This window comes from Neobacillus sp. 204, assembly GCF_046562815.1.
Lineage (GTDB): Bacteria > Bacillota > Bacilli > Bacillales > Cytobacillaceae > Neobacillus.
Map to the genome: position 1 here is coordinate 177,690 of NZ_JBJORY010000006.1, position 15,551 is coordinate 193,240.

The 15,551-nt window shown below is 39.9% G+C and carries 13 protein-coding genes; all 13 read right to left on the reverse strand.

The window, feature by feature from the left end; translation table 11 throughout:
* Positions 1-10: 10 nt before the first annotated feature.
* The 13 genes from ACJ004_RS14165 to buk all read right to left on the reverse strand — a co-directional run bounded on the left by ACJ004_RS14165 (position 11) and on the right by buk (position 15,550).
* Positions 11-733, reverse strand: coding sequence for an amino acid ABC transporter ATP-binding protein (locus tag ACJ004_RS14165; protein WP_410893697.1), 723 nt, complete (start codon positions 731-733; stop codon positions 11-13).
* Entirely contained in the window at positions 726-1,385 is a 660-nt protein-coding gene (locus ACJ004_RS14170) for an amino acid ABC transporter permease (protein WP_410893699.1), read from the reverse strand. The genes ACJ004_RS14165 and ACJ004_RS14170 overlap by 8 nt, the downstream gene beginning before the upstream one ends.
* Before the next feature lie 74 nt (positions 1,386-1,459).
* Positions 1,460-2,248, reverse strand: coding sequence for a transporter substrate-binding domain-containing protein (locus tag ACJ004_RS14175; protein WP_410893700.1), 789 nt, complete (start codon positions 2,246-2,248; stop codon positions 1,460-1,462).
* 207 nt (positions 2,249-2,455) lie between these two features.
* Complete coding sequence (locus ACJ004_RS14180; protein WP_410893701.1) at positions 2,456-3,622, reverse strand: M20 family metallopeptidase; 1,167 nt, start codon at positions 3,620-3,622, stop codon at positions 2,456-2,458.
* 124 nt (positions 3,623-3,746) lie between these two features.
* The gene (locus ACJ004_RS14185) at positions 3,747-4,184 is read right to left on the reverse strand and encodes a BrxA/BrxB family bacilliredoxin (RefSeq protein ID WP_410893702.1); all 438 of its coding nucleotides are present in this window, start codon (positions 4,182-4,184) and stop codon (positions 3,747-3,749) included.
* Between the two features lie 112 nt (positions 4,185-4,296).
* A complete protein-coding gene (meaB, locus tag ACJ004_RS14190; protein WP_410893704.1) occupies positions 4,297-5,412 on the reverse strand; it encodes a methylmalonyl Co-A mutase-associated GTPase MeaB in 1,116 nt (371 codons plus the stop codon).
* Positions 5,412-7,610 carry a methylmalonyl-CoA mutase gene (gene scpA / locus ACJ004_RS14195; RefSeq protein ID WP_410893706.1) on the reverse strand — a complete coding sequence of 733 codons (2,199 nt, stop codon included), beginning with the start codon at positions 7,608-7,610 and terminating at the stop codon, positions 5,412-5,414. Before scpA ends, meaB begins: the two co-directional genes overlap by 1 nt.
* On the reverse strand, positions 7,591-9,474 hold the full coding sequence (locus ACJ004_RS14200) for a methylmalonyl-CoA mutase subunit beta (protein WP_410893707.1): 1,884 nt from the start codon (positions 9,472-9,474) through the stop codon (positions 7,591-7,593). The genes scpA and ACJ004_RS14200 overlap by 20 nt, the downstream gene beginning before the upstream one ends.
* 134 nt (positions 9,475-9,608) lie before the next feature.
* On the reverse strand, positions 9,609-10,913 hold the full coding sequence (locus ACJ004_RS14205) for a dihydrolipoamide acetyltransferase family protein (RefSeq protein WP_410893709.1): 1,305 nt from the start codon (positions 10,911-10,913) through the stop codon (positions 9,609-9,611).
* A 62-nt stretch (positions 10,914-10,975) separates the two neighbouring features.
* The gene (locus tag ACJ004_RS14210) at positions 10,976-11,959 is read right to left on the reverse strand and encodes an alpha-ketoacid dehydrogenase subunit beta (RefSeq protein ID WP_410893711.1); all 984 of its coding nucleotides are present in this window, start codon (positions 11,957-11,959) and stop codon (positions 10,976-10,978) included.
* Between the two features lie 12 nt (positions 11,960-11,971).
* On the reverse strand, positions 11,972-12,967 hold the full coding sequence (locus ACJ004_RS14215) for a thiamine pyrophosphate-dependent dehydrogenase E1 component subunit alpha (RefSeq protein WP_410893713.1): 996 nt from the start codon (positions 12,965-12,967) through the stop codon (positions 11,972-11,974).
* 37 nt (positions 12,968-13,004) lie between these two features.
* Positions 13,005-14,426, reverse strand: coding sequence for a dihydrolipoyl dehydrogenase (gene lpdA, locus ACJ004_RS14220; protein ID WP_410893714.1), 1,422 nt, complete (start codon positions 14,424-14,426; stop codon positions 13,005-13,007).
* A gap of 20 nt (positions 14,427-14,446) precedes the next feature.
* Positions 14,447-15,550 (reverse strand): butyrate kinase, encoded by a 1,104-nt coding sequence (gene buk, locus ACJ004_RS14225; RefSeq protein ID WP_410893715.1) that lies wholly within the window; start codon positions 15,548-15,550, stop codon positions 14,447-14,449.
* Position 15,551: the final 1 nt, after the last annotated feature.

Below are 15,551 nucleotides of genomic sequence, written 5' to 3' on the forward strand. Positions count from 1 at the left end.
CATATCCCTATTAGAGCATTTTTTGCAAGAAATCTTGTGCCCGCTGGCTCTTTGGATTAGTAAAAAATTCTTCAGGTGGGGCATCTTCAACTAGCACTCCCCCATCAAGGAATAGGACCCTGTCTGCTACTTCTCTAGCAAAACCCATTTCATGTGTTACGATCGCCATGGTCATTCCTGTATGGGCAAGAGATTTCATAACCTCTAACACTTCTTTTACCATTTCCGGGTCAAGTGCGGACGTTGGTTCATCGAAAAGCATGACTTCCGGCTGCATTGCTAATGCTCGTGCAATCGCGACCCGCTGCTTTTGACCTCCAGATAACCTTGTCGGATATTCACCAGCCTTTTCAGTTAGTCCTACTTGTTCTAACAAATCGAAGGCAACCTTTTCTGCTTGATCCTTTGATAATCCTTTTACTTTCATAGGAGCATAGGTGAGGTTTTGTAAAACGGTTTTATGTGGAAATAAATGAAAGTGTTGAAAGACCATTCCCACGTTTTGGCGGACCTTCATGATATTTGTTTTTTTATCAGTAACCTCATGATTTCCTACCCAAATTCTTCCGCTTGTTGCGCTTTCGAGTACGTTCATGCAACGCAGGAAGGTTGACTTCCCTGAGCCTGAAGGTCCAATAATGGCCACAACTTCTCCAGCCTGTATGTTGGTTGAGATCCCTTTTAAAACTTCAAGCTTTCCATAATTCTTATACAAACTTTCTACCTTAATCACTGCGTCTCATTCTCCTTTCAAGCGCTTTTCCAAAGAAGGTTAGGGTGATAACCATCAGGTAATAAATTAACCCGGCAATTAATAGAGGTTCGAAAAAGGAGTAATTTTCTGCCCCCACTTGGTAAGAACGGCGCATAATATCCATTACACCTATTGTTGTAACAATCGCAGATTCCTTCGTAAGTGTGATAAATTCATTCATTAAGGCAGGGAGGATATTCTTCAGTGCTTGTGGAAGAATGATGTCCCACATCATTTTTCCGTATGGAACTCCTAATGCCAATGCTGCTTCCTGCTGCCCCTTATCAACAGCAAGAATTCCTGCCCGGATAATCTCTGAAATATATGCCCCTGAATTAAGAGCAAACGATAAAATCGCGGCTGTATAAGGCTCAATTTGATAACCGATAACCTGCGGCGATCCAAAATAAATCAGCATTAACTGCAAAACGAGTGGTGTTCCCCGAAAAATCGAAGTATACGCGTCAGCAAGCCAGTTAAGAATTTTAATCGAACTAATTTTAAATAAAGATAATATAATTCCTAAAGCAAACCCCAATATGCCAGCTAAAATTACAATTTGAAGGGTAACTAAAATACCTTTTAAAATATATGGCATGGAGGGAATGAATTGTGTAAAATTCAAGTTCATTCATTATCCTTCCTCTCTATAAGAATAAAAATCTTAGAGACGTTCAAAAGTGAACGTCTCTAGGTAATGTAGAATTACTTTTCTCCACCGAACCATTTAACAATCAATTTTTGTAATTCACCGTTTTCTTTCATATTTTTTAATTCATTGTTGAATTTTTCCGTTAAATCACTGTTTTTAGGAAATGCGATAGCGGAACCTGCTTCTTCTGGATCGTCACTAAGAGTAAATCCTGTAAAGTCCTGTTCTTTCTCAAAATACCCCTTTGCTACTGTATCTTCAATAATAGCTGCGTCAAAACGTCCTGATTTAATTTCTTGAATAAGGTCTGGGATACGGTTACGGTTTTCAATTTTAATAGGAACCTGCTTATTAATCTCTTGTGCTTTTCCTTCTTGAATAGAACCAAGTTGTACTCCAACTGTTTTACCCTTTAAATCCTCAATTGTTTCAATTCCGCTGTCCTTCTTAGAAACAATCATGTGCTGAGCGGTATAATAAATATCACTAAAATCAACATTTTTCTTTCTTTTTTCAGTAGGTGTCATTCCTGCTAACACAAAGTCGGCCTGTCCTGATTTAAGCGATTGAACCAAACCTCCAAAATCCATATCCTTTACTTGAACTTTATAGCCAAGCTTAGCAGCGATTGCTTTTGCCAAATCAACGTCAAATCCGATAATTTCATCACTTTTCTTTGTTTCAACATATTCAAATGGCGGATAGTCAGCAGAGGTCGCCATTGTTAATACTTTCTTATCTGCCGTTTTGTCTTCATTTGCTCCGTCCTTATTATTCTGTCCGCAAGCAGCTAAAACTACTAATGTTAAAATCATGGTAAAAAATAAAACTGTTTTTTTCATGATGTATCCTCCTATGATAAATAATATCTGCTTATTCTGATTTGAATTTTTATTCAACAAAACGAATATTAACACATAGATTTTGATTTGAAAAGATACTTTTCTAATATAAAAATATTCGAAAGATTCTGGACTTTAATATATTAAGATAATATTTAAAGCACATTAAAAAGCACCTCTTTGAGAGAGATGCTTTTAGAAATCATGTTAGCTTCTAACGGAGTGTCTAAATTCATTTTTCATTTTTTCCAATACTTCTTTATTGGTAATTAAATCAAAACCAGTTAAGGCAAGAGCCAATGCTCCTCTAGATAGAATCTGATGGGAGTTATCAGTAATTGTTAAATCAGCAAATTCCCTTGTATGGGCAATTAATCCAGGCGAATCAAGACCAATATAAGGATGAATGGCTGGGACAACATGGCTCACATTCCCCATATCAATCGAACCATATGAATTTTTTGATTTGTGAACTTGCTTAACACCTGTTGATAAGAGATTTGCTGTAAATACCTGCGACAGTGTATGATTGGTTACCATATTATCATAGCTTAATTCATAATTTTCAATATGAACCTCTGCTCCTGTCATGGAGGATGCCCCTTTTGCAATGCTGATTACCTTTTGAACAACCTCGTTTAAATAGCTGCGATCCTTGGCTCGAACATAAAACTGAGCCACCGCTTTATCAGGAACGATATTTGCTGCAACTCCACCTTCTTTAATAATCCCGTGGATTCTAACATCAGAAGTCACATGCTGACGAAGGGCATTGATTCCATTAAATAATTGTATGACAGCATCCAGTGCATTAATTCCCATCTCTGGCGAAGCTGCTGCATGACTTGTCCTGCCTCGGAAGTCAAACTGAATCGCATCCATTGCTAAAGATTCACCACTTTCATAGGATTCGTCTCCTGGATGTAAAATCATTGCCGCATCTATATCATCAAAGATACCTTGTTCTGACATCGGCACTTTTGCACCGTTTGTTTCTTCAGCAGGCGTTCCTAAGACAACAACACGGCCGCCAATTTCATCTACCACTTTACTTAAAGTCACTCCAGCCCCTGCACTCATCGTCCCTATCATATTATGTCCGCACCCATGCCCAACCTCAGGTAACGCATCGAATTCGGATAAATAAGCAATCGTGGGGCCATCCTTCTTACTGTCATACACCGCTCTAAAGGCTGTAGGCCGTCCAACGATTCCCTTTTCAACAACAAAATTATGTTCTTCAAGGAACTCTATTAACCGTTTACTAGATTCATATTCTTGATCCCCTAATTCAGGGTGATGGTACAACGTATCACTAATTTCCCATAATCTATTTTGAATGGTTTCTAAATAATTTTTTAATAAATCCTTCATGATGATTACTCCCCTGCATTATGATTAAAGTTACGAAATAATTAATAAATATACATTAAAAATACCATTTCTACAAGAAAAAAGCCAAATCTATTTATGATTTGGCTTTTTTCTTATTCATTTATTATACTTCTTCGCAATATTCATCAAATTCTTTTTGAAGTTTTGAAACTACAGTTGCTGGATCATATCCTTCAATTTGATGTCTTTCGACCATTGATATAATCTTACCGTCCTTTAATAGGGCAAATGACGGTGAGGATGGCGGATAGCCAGTAAAATAACTTCTTGCCTTTTCAGTTGCTTCCTTATCCTGCCCAGCAAAAACAGTGACTAGGTGATCTGGGCGCTTATCATAATGAAGGGCATGTGCAGCTGCAGGGCGGGCAACGCCACCAGCACATCCGCAGACAGAATTAATCATGACTAAAGTAGTCCCTTTTTGTTCAAGGGCTTCTGAAACATCCTCAGGTGTTTTCAGTTCTTTATATCCAGCAGACACGATTTCTTGACGGGCCTGATTTACAACATCATTCATAAAGAAATTAAAATCCATACTCATTAAATTCACTCCTTTGATTTATGCCGATATCTACATATTAACAGTTAAAATATGTTTTTTTCAAATGTAGCAACTTATTTCTTTCGAAGAATTTAATGGCTGTTTCACTTTTCTATCTTAAATAGATCTGAAATAATGCATTAACTGCAGCAGCTACCGTCTTTTCACCTGCAATTACTTCATTTTCTAAATTAGGGAGGGCATCTTTCACACCATTATGATGAAAAAAATGAAATTGGAGCTGGTCGTTAATTAGCGAATAGAGCCATTCCTTCGCTTGGGCCTTCCTTCTTTCAATAAGCACACCTGATGTTTTTCCCAATTGTTCAAAGGATTGAATGACCTTCCAAATATCGCTTATCCCCTCTTTTGTCAAGGAAGAACATGTATAGGCTTTTGCAGCCCAGCCTTTTGTGGCCGGATTCAGAAAGTGAAGGATACGGTTATACTCTTTTCTAGTCTGCTCAGCGATCTGCTTGTTCGCTCCATCTGCTTTATGAACAAGTACGGCATCTGCCAATTCCATAATCCCTTTTTTCATCCCTTGTAATTCATCACCTGCACCGGTAAGAACGAGCAGCATGAAAAAGTCTACCATCTCTCTGATAATGACTTCACTTTGCCCAACACCTACTGTTTCGATTAAGATGACATCAAAACCTGCTGCCTCACAAATTATCATAGCTTCCCTTGTTTTCCGATGAACACCGCCTAGTTTTCCTGCGGTTGGGGAAGGGCGGATAAAGGCTCGAGGGTTCCTTGATAATTGCTCCATTCTGGTTTTGTCACCAAGAATACTGCCACCGCTGATGCTTGAGCTTGGATCAATGGCTAATACTGCCACACGGTAGCCTAAGCTGCAAAGGTACGTACCAAAAGTCTCTATAAATGTACTTTTTCCTGCACCGGGAACTCCTGTTATGCCAATACGGATGGAATTCCCACTTTTAGGAAGAAGTTGTTGCAGCAGCTGTTGTGCTTTTTGAAAATGCTGTTCGGCATTGCTTTCAACAAGGGTAATAGCCCGAGCTAAAAGACTCCTATCGCCTCTTATAACTCCTTCATAAAGCTCTTCTACCGTCGGTTCAGAGTTCCTTCGCTTTTGAAAGCGGATATTAGATTGGATAGATACCGTTTGGCCATCAAGCTCCTGACCTTTTCTTATCACGCTTGAACATTTATCTGGTTGGTTCGGATCGTTCCATTCCGGCTTTTGATCAGGAGTCATTATGGGGCCACTTCCTCATAACCTAGTTTGCTATAAATCTCCTTGACTACTTTCCCCGCCGCGACTGGAATAATCGTCCCCGGCCCAAAGATGGCTGAAGCACCGTGATCATATAAAAATTGATAATCCTGCGCTGGGATAACGCCGCCAATAACCACCAGAATATCATCTCTGCCAAGCTTTTTTAATTCCTCCACCAATTGCGGAAGAAGCGTTTTATGACCTGCAGCAAGCGAACTTATTCCAATAACATGAACATCATTTTCAACAGCTTGCAGCGCAGTTTCTTCAGGAGTTTGAAATAATGGTCCAATATCCACATCAAATCCAAGGTCAGCGAAGGCTGTAGCAATCACTTTGGCACCTCGGTCATGACCATCCTGACCCATTTTCGCAATCAGTATTCTTGGTCTTCTACCTTCATTTTCAAGGAATTCGTCGGTCATTTTTTTTACTTCGGAAATTTCTTCTTCATTGCTAAATGCAGTGCTATATACACCACTAATCGAGCGGATCACGGCCTTATGTCTGCTCGCCACATACTCAATTGCATCGGAAATTTCTCCAAGTGTGGCTCTTGCCCTTGCCGCTTGGACAGCCAATTCTAGTAAGTTATGTTCACCAGTTTCTGCTGCCTTCGTCAATGCAATTAACGACTCTTTGACTTGCTTTTCATCGCGGCTGGCTTTTATTTCATTTAATTTTTCGATTTGTTTTAAACGAACTGCTGTATTATCAATATCTAAGATGTCAATCGCTTCTTCCTTTTCTAATCGATAGCGATTTACACCGATAATCGTTTCCTTACCAGAATCAATTTGTGCTTGTCTTCTGGCAGCTGCTTCTTCAATTCTCATCTTTGGGAGGCCTGTTTCGATCGCACTTGCCATTCCACCGAGATTTTCAATTTCTTCGATATGTGTCCAAGCCCTTTTAACCAATTCATCTGTTAATTTCTCAACGTAGTAAGAGCCTGCCCACGGATCTATAACATTGGTAATCCCTGTTTCCTCTTGTAAAAACAATTGCGTGTTACGAGCAATCCGGGCAGAAAAATCTGTGGGCAACGCTATGGCTTCATCCAGAGCATTTGTGTGCAGGGATTGGGTATGTCCCATTGCCGCAGCATGCGCTTCTATCAGTGTACGTGTAACATTATTAAACGGATCTTGCTCCGTCAAACTCCAGCCAGAAGTTTGCGAATGGGTACGTAACGCTAATGATTTTTCGTTGTTTGGAGAGAAGGATTTCATCATTTTTGCCCAAATCAACCTAGCAGCACGCATTTTTGCTACTTCCATGAAATAATTCATCCCAATTGCCCAGAAAAAAGATAATCTTGGAGCAAAGGAGTCAATTTCAATTCCTGCCTTAAGTCCTGTCCGAACGTATTCCAAACCATCCGCTAGGGTGTATGCCAGTTCTAAATCGGCTGGTGCCCCCGCTTCTTGCATATGATAACCGGAAATACTAATACTATTAAACTTAGGCATGTGTTTGGACGTATATTCAAATATATCCGCGATTATTTTCATAGACATTTCGGGTGGATAAATATACGTATTACGGACCATATATTCTTTTAAAATATCATTTTGAATCGTACCAGCCAATTTCTCCTGACTTACCCCTTGCTCTTCGGCGGTCACGATGAAAAAAGCAAGAATCGGCAGAACAGCCCCGTTCATGGTCATTGATACGGACATTTGGTCTAATGGGATCCCGTCAAACAGCGTCTTCATATCAAGGATAGAATCTATCGCCACCCCTGCTTTACCGACGTCTCCGACCACTCGGGGATGATCGGAGTCATAGCCCCGGTGAGTGGCTAAATCAAAAGCAACCGATAATCCCTTTTGTCCCATCGCTAGATTTCGTCGATAAAAGGCATTGCTTTCCTCAGCAGTTGAAAAACCTGCATATTGTCTTACAGTCCATGGGCGATTAACATACATCGTTGGATACGGTCCTCTTGTATACGGAGGGAGCCCAGGAAGATCATCAAGATGCGGAAGGTCTTTACGATCATCTTTGGTATAGAGCGGTTTTAAACTGATTTGTTCATTCGTCTCAAACAAAAGATCATCAAATGCACTATTTATTTCTTCGTCAACCTTTTGCTCCCACTCTTCCTTTGTCACAAATTTTTGTTCGTCAAATAAGGATATATTTTGAAAATCAGGCTTTTGTTTCTTCAACCTTACTCACCTCCAACTCGCTAAGAATTAACAACAGCGTTTCATAGCAATTGCTTTTCATATGGATAAACTGCTTAATGCCTTCATCCATCCACAGGCCCTGTTTTTCTTTTTCTGGCAGTCCTGCTAAGTAAAAAGTCCGCTCAGGGAATTCAGTTTTTAAGACATTTAAGATGTCATGTCCAATTATTTCATATTGATCATTCGTTCCGCATAAGCAATAGTGCATTGCAGGATGTTCTAAAACGAATTGTCTGGCATTCTCTACAGATATAATAGGATTACTTTCAACCGCTTTTAAACCTCCGGCTGCAAGAAACCCCTTCATAAAGTCAAGCCTTGCTTTATGCTGCTTTAACCCACCGAGACAAATCATACCTACAAAGGGCTTAGCTCCTAATTTCCCTTCGAGATCTACTGCCTTTTTTCGTAATTCTTCGAATGGTTCTGCCAACCTATGGTCTGGAATAGCCTCTATTTTTATTAACAGGTTTTTCCCATTTGCAAAATATGAATTTTTCTCTGGCGCTTTTTTATATGTAACCTTTTCATCCAGATTTGCGTAGACATTTGTACCAACAATACTTTTCTTCCTTGTTTGAATATCATGAATCTTTTTTTCATAGACAGCAGCTATTTCCTGCTGAAGCCAATTGGATTTTAAAGTTTCAAGAATACCGCCATTTGCTTCAATTTGCTGAAAAAATCCCCATGCTTTTTCAGCAAGTTCATTCGTTAGATGTTCTACATACCAAGAACCGCCAGCAGGATCAATGACTTTTTTCAGATGTGCTTCTTCCTTTAAAAGCAATTGAGTATTTCTAGCAATTCTTTCCGAAAACGAAGTGACACCTGTGAGATCATCGAAAGGACTCACATGTAAGTACTGAATGCCCCCAACCACGGCCGCAAAAGCTTCATTTCCAGCCCGGAGGAGGTTAACATACGGGTCATGTAAAGTCTTTGTGATAGTAGAAGTTTCAACAGCAATATTCATCCTGGACTTATCTTCATTAGCTCCATAAACACTGCTCACACGGCTCCATAGGACTCGGGCAGCGCGAAGCTTTGCGATTTCCATGAAAAAATTGCTGCCAATCGAGAATTGAAAAATTATCTTTGCAAAAATTTCGTCTAGTTCCAATCCGGCTTCCTGAAGCTTTTCAAGATAAAATATCCCTTCTGCAATGGCGATACCAAGTTCTTGAACAGCGTTTGCCCCGCCATTATGATATGAAACAGTATCTATTAAAATCGTACGCAGGTTGGGAAACGTTTCGGTAGAGTTCCTAATGTTTTTAACCCAATCTTCTATAAATTCTTCAGAAATATCTCCTGCTTTAGCAAAAATAGCAACAGGGTCTGCACCAATGTATCCACTGATTTTGTCACAAGTCCCAACTTGTTCCAGCTCTTTTTCTAATAGAGCAAGAAAAGCAATTTGTGAATCCTTTGCATTGATGGAAAAAGGATATTGACTAGATGATTCTGCTAATCCTTTCACTAGATTTGCATCTAGCAAATCTTTTGAGACATGAAATGAAATGGCTGTTTGCCCTTTTTCAAAAGAATGATGGAGTTTCTCTTTCAATTCCTCAGCTGTTTGGTAGAATAATCGTTGAGCAATCTTCCAATCATTAGTGACATAACCTAATGGGAAAATGCCTCTTCTAAAATCTGAACCCCCTGGATAATCGGGTATGATCTGCTCATCATGTTGCGAATAAAGCGGTTTCAAAACTATGTTTTCATATGTAGTAGTTTGTAAGGATTCAACCGTTTTTCCTTTTAAGGATTGTTCCGCTTTTACTTTCCATTCTTCTGTGGATACAGAAGGAAAAGATTGCTTCTTTAAATTTTTCAAAACTCTCGTTCCCTCCCTGCTAAAATTGAAATAAAATTCAAAAAATTGTTCTCAGTACTATTTTATGGCACAAACACGATTCAAGCAATTAAAATCAAACAACCGCTGCCATGATTGGAAGCGGTTGTTTTGTTTTAATAAATCGAAGTCGTTGATTTTGAAGTATTTTCAAGAATTTCCTTCACACGTTGTAAGAACCGTCCGCAAACGAGTCCGTCTAATACTCTGTGATCGAGTGACATACATAAATTAACGATATCACGAACAGCAATCATTCCATTATTCATGACGACTGGACGTTTGACGATAGACTCAACTTGAAGGATGGCCGCTTGTGGATAATTAATAATACCCATAGATTGAATAGAACCAAAAGAACCCGTGTTGTTTACAGTAAAGGTTCCACCTTGCATATCTTCAGATCTTAGTTTACCTGTTCTCACTTTGACAGCAAGTTCAGATATTTCACGCGCAATCCCCTTAATTGTTTTTTCATCTGCCTGTTTAATGACAGGAACATAAAGGGCGTCATCCGTTGCCACCGCAATCGAAATATTGATATCTTTCTTTTGAATGATTTTATCTCCTGCCCACATAGAATTGATTTGTGGGAATTCTTTTAAAGCTTGTGCAACAGCTTTCACAAAGAATGCAAAGAAGGTTAAATTAAAGCCTTCTTTTTTCTTAAACTCATCTTTAATGGAGTTACGGTACTCCACCAAATTAGTTGCATCCACTTCAATCATTGTCCAAGCATGCGGTGCTTCGTGTTTACTTCGCAGCATGTTCGCCGCAATCGCTTTGCGGATGCCTGTGACTGGAATTTCAATATCGCCAACGGCAACTGGGATATTCACAGCTTGAACAGGTGGTGTTTGCGTAGAAACAGGCTGTATCGCTTCCTGCTTTGTTTCTTTGACAACAGCAGACTCATTTTTAGCTTCTACCTTTTGTCCTGCAACCGGAATATTACCTGATTCAATTAATTTTAAAAGATCTTTTCTTGTAATCCGTCCACCTGCACCAGTGCCTGACACCTTGGTTAAATCGATGCCATGTTCTTGAGAAATTTTTAGGACCGCAGGTGAGTAACGGGCTTTGTTGCCTTGGTCAACTGCTTCAACATTTTCTGCACTATTTGTTTCAGTGCTGGAGCTTGGCTCAATTGATGCTTCAGGAGCATCTTGAGTTGTTCCACCTTCCAACTCGATTGTACAAATTTTCTCCCCAACTGCTAAGGTATCTCCTTCTTCAGCAATTAGTTCCTTTATTACACCTGAAAAGGAGGATGGAATTTCTGCATTTACCTTATCTGTCATAACTTCTGCCAGGGGGTCGTATTTATTTACTTTATCTCCTACAGATACAAGCCATTTACTTATCGTACCCTCGGTTACACTTTCCCCTAACTGAGGCATTTTGATTTGTTCAATTACCACTTTTACACACTCCTATTGTCCAGCTCTGGCGTTACCCCTTTTAGTCGCCACGGCTTTTCATTTTAGTACTCAGCTAGTACGCGCATTGCTTTTTCAACCTTGTCAGGATTCACCATAAAGAATTTTTCCATAGTTGGAGAATACGGCATGGCAGGTACATCCGGTCCAGCTAGTCGCATAATTGGTGCATCTAATTCGAATAAGCAATTTTCTGCAATGATTGCAGCGACTTCACCAATAATACTGCCTTCTTTTGTATCCTCCGTAACAAGAAGGACCTTACCAGTTTTCGAAGCAGCCTCAATGATTGCTTCTTTATCAAGAGGATAAACAGTTCTTAAATCAAGAATATGAGCGGAGAAACCATCTTTCGCTAATTTTTCCGCTGCTTGAAGGGCAAAATGGACACATAGACCATAAGTAATTACAGTAATATCTTCTCCTTCGCGTTTTACATCAGCTTTACCGATCGGCAGGGTGTAATCATCTGTTGGGACCTCACCCTTAATTAAACGATATGCCCGCTTATGCTCGAAAAATAATACTGGATCATTATCACGGACGGCCGCCTTTAATAACCCCTTCGCATCATATGGTGTGGATGGCATAACAATTTTCAATCCAGGCTGATTTGCAAATACTGCTTCAACAGATTGGGAATGATAAAGTGCACCATGAACACCACCACCGTATGGAGCACGAATAACCATCGGGCAGCTCCAATCATTATTAGACCGATAGCGGATTTTAGCTGCTTCTGAAATAATTTGATTGACTGCCGGCATGATAAAATCGGCAAATTGCATTTCAGCAATTGGTCGCATGCCATACATCGCCGCTCCAATTCCTACCCCAGCAATGGCTGATTCAGCAAGTGGTGTATCAATAACTCGTTCTTCCCCAAATTGTTCATATAATCCTTGGGTTGCTTTGAATACGCCGCCCTTTAAACCAACATCTTCACCAAGGACAAATACCTTTGAATCTCTTTCCATTTCTTCTCGCATTGCCATTGTGATTGCATCAATATATGAAATTATCGCCATGTTTCATCCCCCTTACAAGTCCGCATAAACATATTTCAGCGCATCTTCAGGTGCAGAATACGGTGCATTTTCTGCATAGTCTGTCGCCTCATTGACAAGCTTCATTACACGGTCATTTATTTCTTTTTCTAACTCATCATTCATGACCCCTGTTTCCTTTAAATAAGCCCCAAAGGTAATGATTGGATCTTGCGTTTTTGCCTCAGCAACCTCATCTGGGGCACGGTAGGAACGGTCGTCATCATCAGAAGAGTGTGGAGTCAGACGGTAAGAAATGGTTTCAATCAAGGTTGGACCTTCACCAAGCCGGCCGCGGTCCGCTGCTTCTTTCACTGCTTTATAAACCTCTAATGGATCGTTTCCATCAACAGTGAAGCCTGGCATACCATAACCAATCGCACGGTCTGAAACCTTTTCACACGCTAATTGTTTTTCGATTGGAACCGAAATCGCATATTTGTTATTTTCACACATAAAAATAACAGGAAGTTTATGTACACCTGCAAAATTGGCACCTTCATGAAAATCACCTTGGTTAGAAGAACCCTCCCCAAAAGTTACAAAAGTCACGAGGTCTTGTCTCTCCATCTTACCCGCAAGAGCAATTCCAACTGCGTGGGGAACTTGAGTTGTTACTGGCGAAGAGCCTGTAACAATCCGATTTTTCTTTTGTCCAAAGTGCCCAGGCATTTGTCGACTACCTGAATTGGGATCTTCTGCTTTCGCAAAACCTGAAAGCATCAGTTCCTTTGGAGTCATACCAAACGTTAAGACTACACCCATATCGCGATAATAGGGAAGAACATAATCTTTTTCTCGATCAAGCGCAAATGCTGCACCTACTTGTGCTGCTTCCTGACCTTGACAAGAAATAACGAATGGAATTTTACCGGCACGGTTTAATAACCACATCCGTTCATCAATACGGCGGGCTAATAGCATAGTTTCGTACATTTCCAATACTTTTTCGTCGCTTAAACCTAAAGCATCATGACGCTTTTCTGTCATCTATTTCTTACCTCCTATTTTTCGTTTGAAAAATCACTTAAGAATGGATTGCTTTCCCATCTACTGCAAGCGCAGCTTCACCAATAGCTTCTGACAAAGTCGGGTGTGGATGAATCGTATGGGCAATTTCCCAAGGTGTAGCATCCAATACCATTGCGAGCCCAGCCTCCGTAATCATGTCAGTTACATGCGGACCAATCATATGTACCCCTAGAATATCATTTGTCTCTTCATCCGCAACAATTTTTACAAATCCATCAGATTCTCCAAAAACAAGTGCTTTCCCAATCGCACGAAAAGAAAACTTACCCGTTTTTACTTTATGACCTTTTTCTATAGCTTGGTCTTCTGTTATTCCTACACTAGAAACCTCTGGATTACTATAGATACATCTAGAAACCAAATGATACTGAAGTGGAGAAGGGTCCTTTCCTGCAATATGCTCGACAGCGATGATCCCTTCATGTGAAGCAACATGTGCAAGTTGTAATCCACCAATCACATCACCAATCGCATATATATGTGATTCTTTGGTTTGAAAGAATTCATTGGTTACAATAAAGCCCTTCTCTACATTTATTTCTGTATTCTCTATCCCAATTCCTTCTGTATTTGCTTGTCGTCCTACAGAAACAAGAATTTTTTCAGCTTTAAATTCTTTTAGCGTACCCTTTACTTCTGCAGAAATTGCTACTCCATTGTCCTTAACAAGCGTTTCTGGGAGGACTTTAGCACTTGTTACCAGTTTAATTCCTTTTTTCTTCATTAATCGCTGCATTTCTTTTGAGATTTCTTTATCTTCCGTCGGAATAATTCGATCAGCATACTCAATGACCGTTACATCCACCCCAAAATCTTTAAGCATTGAAGCCCATTCTATTCCAATTACGCCTCCACCAACAATAATAATTGAACTAGGAAGTGACTCTAATTGCAATGCTTCATCAGAAGACATTACATATTCCCGATCAATTTCAAGTCCCGGAAGTGTCCGTGGTCTGGAACCTGTTGCAATAATCACATTTTTGGGAAGCAGCATTTCGTTGTCTTCTCCGTTATTCATTTCAACAGAAATAGTTCCCGGCATCGGAGAAAAAATAGATGGTCCCAAGATTCTGCCTAATCCTTCATAGACATCAATTTTTCCTTGTTTCATTAAATGCTCAACACCTTTATGGAGCTGATCAATTATTTTATTTTTCCTGCCTTGCACTAAGCTAAAATCAACCGATACATCACTTGTAATAACACCAAAATCTTCACTATGTTTGGTTGTTGCATACACTTCTGCACTTCTAAGAAGTGCCTTGCTCGGAATACACCCTTTATGCAGACATGTCCCACCAAGTTTTCCTTTTTCTACAATCGCTGTTTTTAAACCAAGCTGAGAGGCCCTAATTGCTGCTACGTAGCCGCCGGTTCCTCCGCCTAGAACAACTAAATCATATTCTTGTGCCACTGTTTTTCCTCCCCATAACCTTAAATTTTTGCTGTTTTAAAATTCCCTGGATAAATTTTTTCCTCCTCTTCGCCTCTTAAGACTCGTAGGGCTCCTTCAACTAGTGCTTGAAGTTCATTTTCGCCAGGATGAACAATAACATCAGCAATCCAATTAATTCTATCTGTGATCGATTTAACAAATCCTTTCCCGTAGGCAAGGCCCCCAGTCAAAACGATCGCATCCACTTTTCCAAAGAGAACAGCACTAGCAGCCCCAATTTCTTTAGCCACTTGATAAGCCATTGCATCATAAATTAGCTTTGCTTCTTTATCACCTGCTGCAATTCTTTGCTCTACTTTTACTGCATCATTGGTACCTAGATACCCTACAAGGCCACCTTGACCAACAAGCATTTTCATAATTTCTTCTCGATAATATTCACCAGAATAACAGAGTGCTACTAAATCCCCTACAGGCACTGTTCCGGCCCGTTCTGGGCTAAATGGTCCATCACCATGAAGACCATTGTTGACGTCAATAACCTTACCTTGCTTATGGACACCCACCGTAATTCCACCACCCATATGGGTAACAATTAAATTTAAGTCAGTGTATTTTTTCCCTAATTCCTTTGCAATTCTTCGTGCAACGGCTTTCTGATTTAAGGCATGAAAGATACTTTTCCGCTCAATTAAGGAAAATCCAGAAATTCTTGCAAGTGGTTCAAGCTCATCAACAACAACGGGATCAACGATAAATGAAGGAATATTTAAACCAGCAGCAATTTCGTAGGCAATAATTCCTCCAAGATTTGATGCATGCTGTCCAGCATAACCTGACCGCAAATCCTTTAACATCACATCATTAACCGCATAGGTTCCCCCTTCAATCGGTCGCAGCAATCCCCCGCGTCCACATACAGCCGACAGTTTGGAAATATTTATTCCTTCATTATCCAGTGTTTCCAAAATTGTTGTTTTTCTAAATTCATATTGATCAATAATATTTGCAAAAGAGTTGATCATCTCTGATTCATGACGAATCGTTTTTTCAAAAATAGAAATATCATTATCGAAAACTCCGATCTTCGTGGATGTTGAGCCTGGGTTGATGACGAGAATCCGATATTCATTATCTTGCAAC

Bases quoted from the DNA above. Each gene is read 5' to 3' on its own strand.
- ACJ004_RS14185 (WP_410893702.1), bottom strand. From the start codon at position 4,184: ATGAGTATGGATTTTAATTTCTTTATGAATGATGTTGTAAATCAGGCC.
- meaB (WP_410893704.1), bottom strand. From the start codon at position 5,412: ATGACTCCTGATCAAAAGCCGGAATGGAACGATCCGAACCAACCAGAT.
- ACJ004_RS14180 (WP_410893701.1), bottom strand. From the start codon at position 3,622: ATGAAGGATTTATTAAAAAATTATTTAGAAACCATTCAAAATAGATTA.
- ACJ004_RS14210 (WP_410893711.1), bottom strand. From the start codon at position 11,959: ATGGCGATAATTTCATATATTGATGCAATCACAATGGCAATGCGAGAA.
- ACJ004_RS14170 (WP_410893699.1), bottom strand. From the start codon at position 1,385: ATGAACTTGAATTTTACACAATTCATTCCCTCCATGCCATATATTTTA.
- ACJ004_RS14175 (WP_410893700.1), bottom strand. From the start codon at position 2,248: ATGAAAAAAACAGTTTTATTTTTTACCATGATTTTAACATTAGTAGTT.
- ACJ004_RS14215 (WP_410893713.1), bottom strand. From the start codon at position 12,967: ATGACAGAAAAGCGTCATGATGCTTTAGGTTTAAGCGACGAAAAAGTA.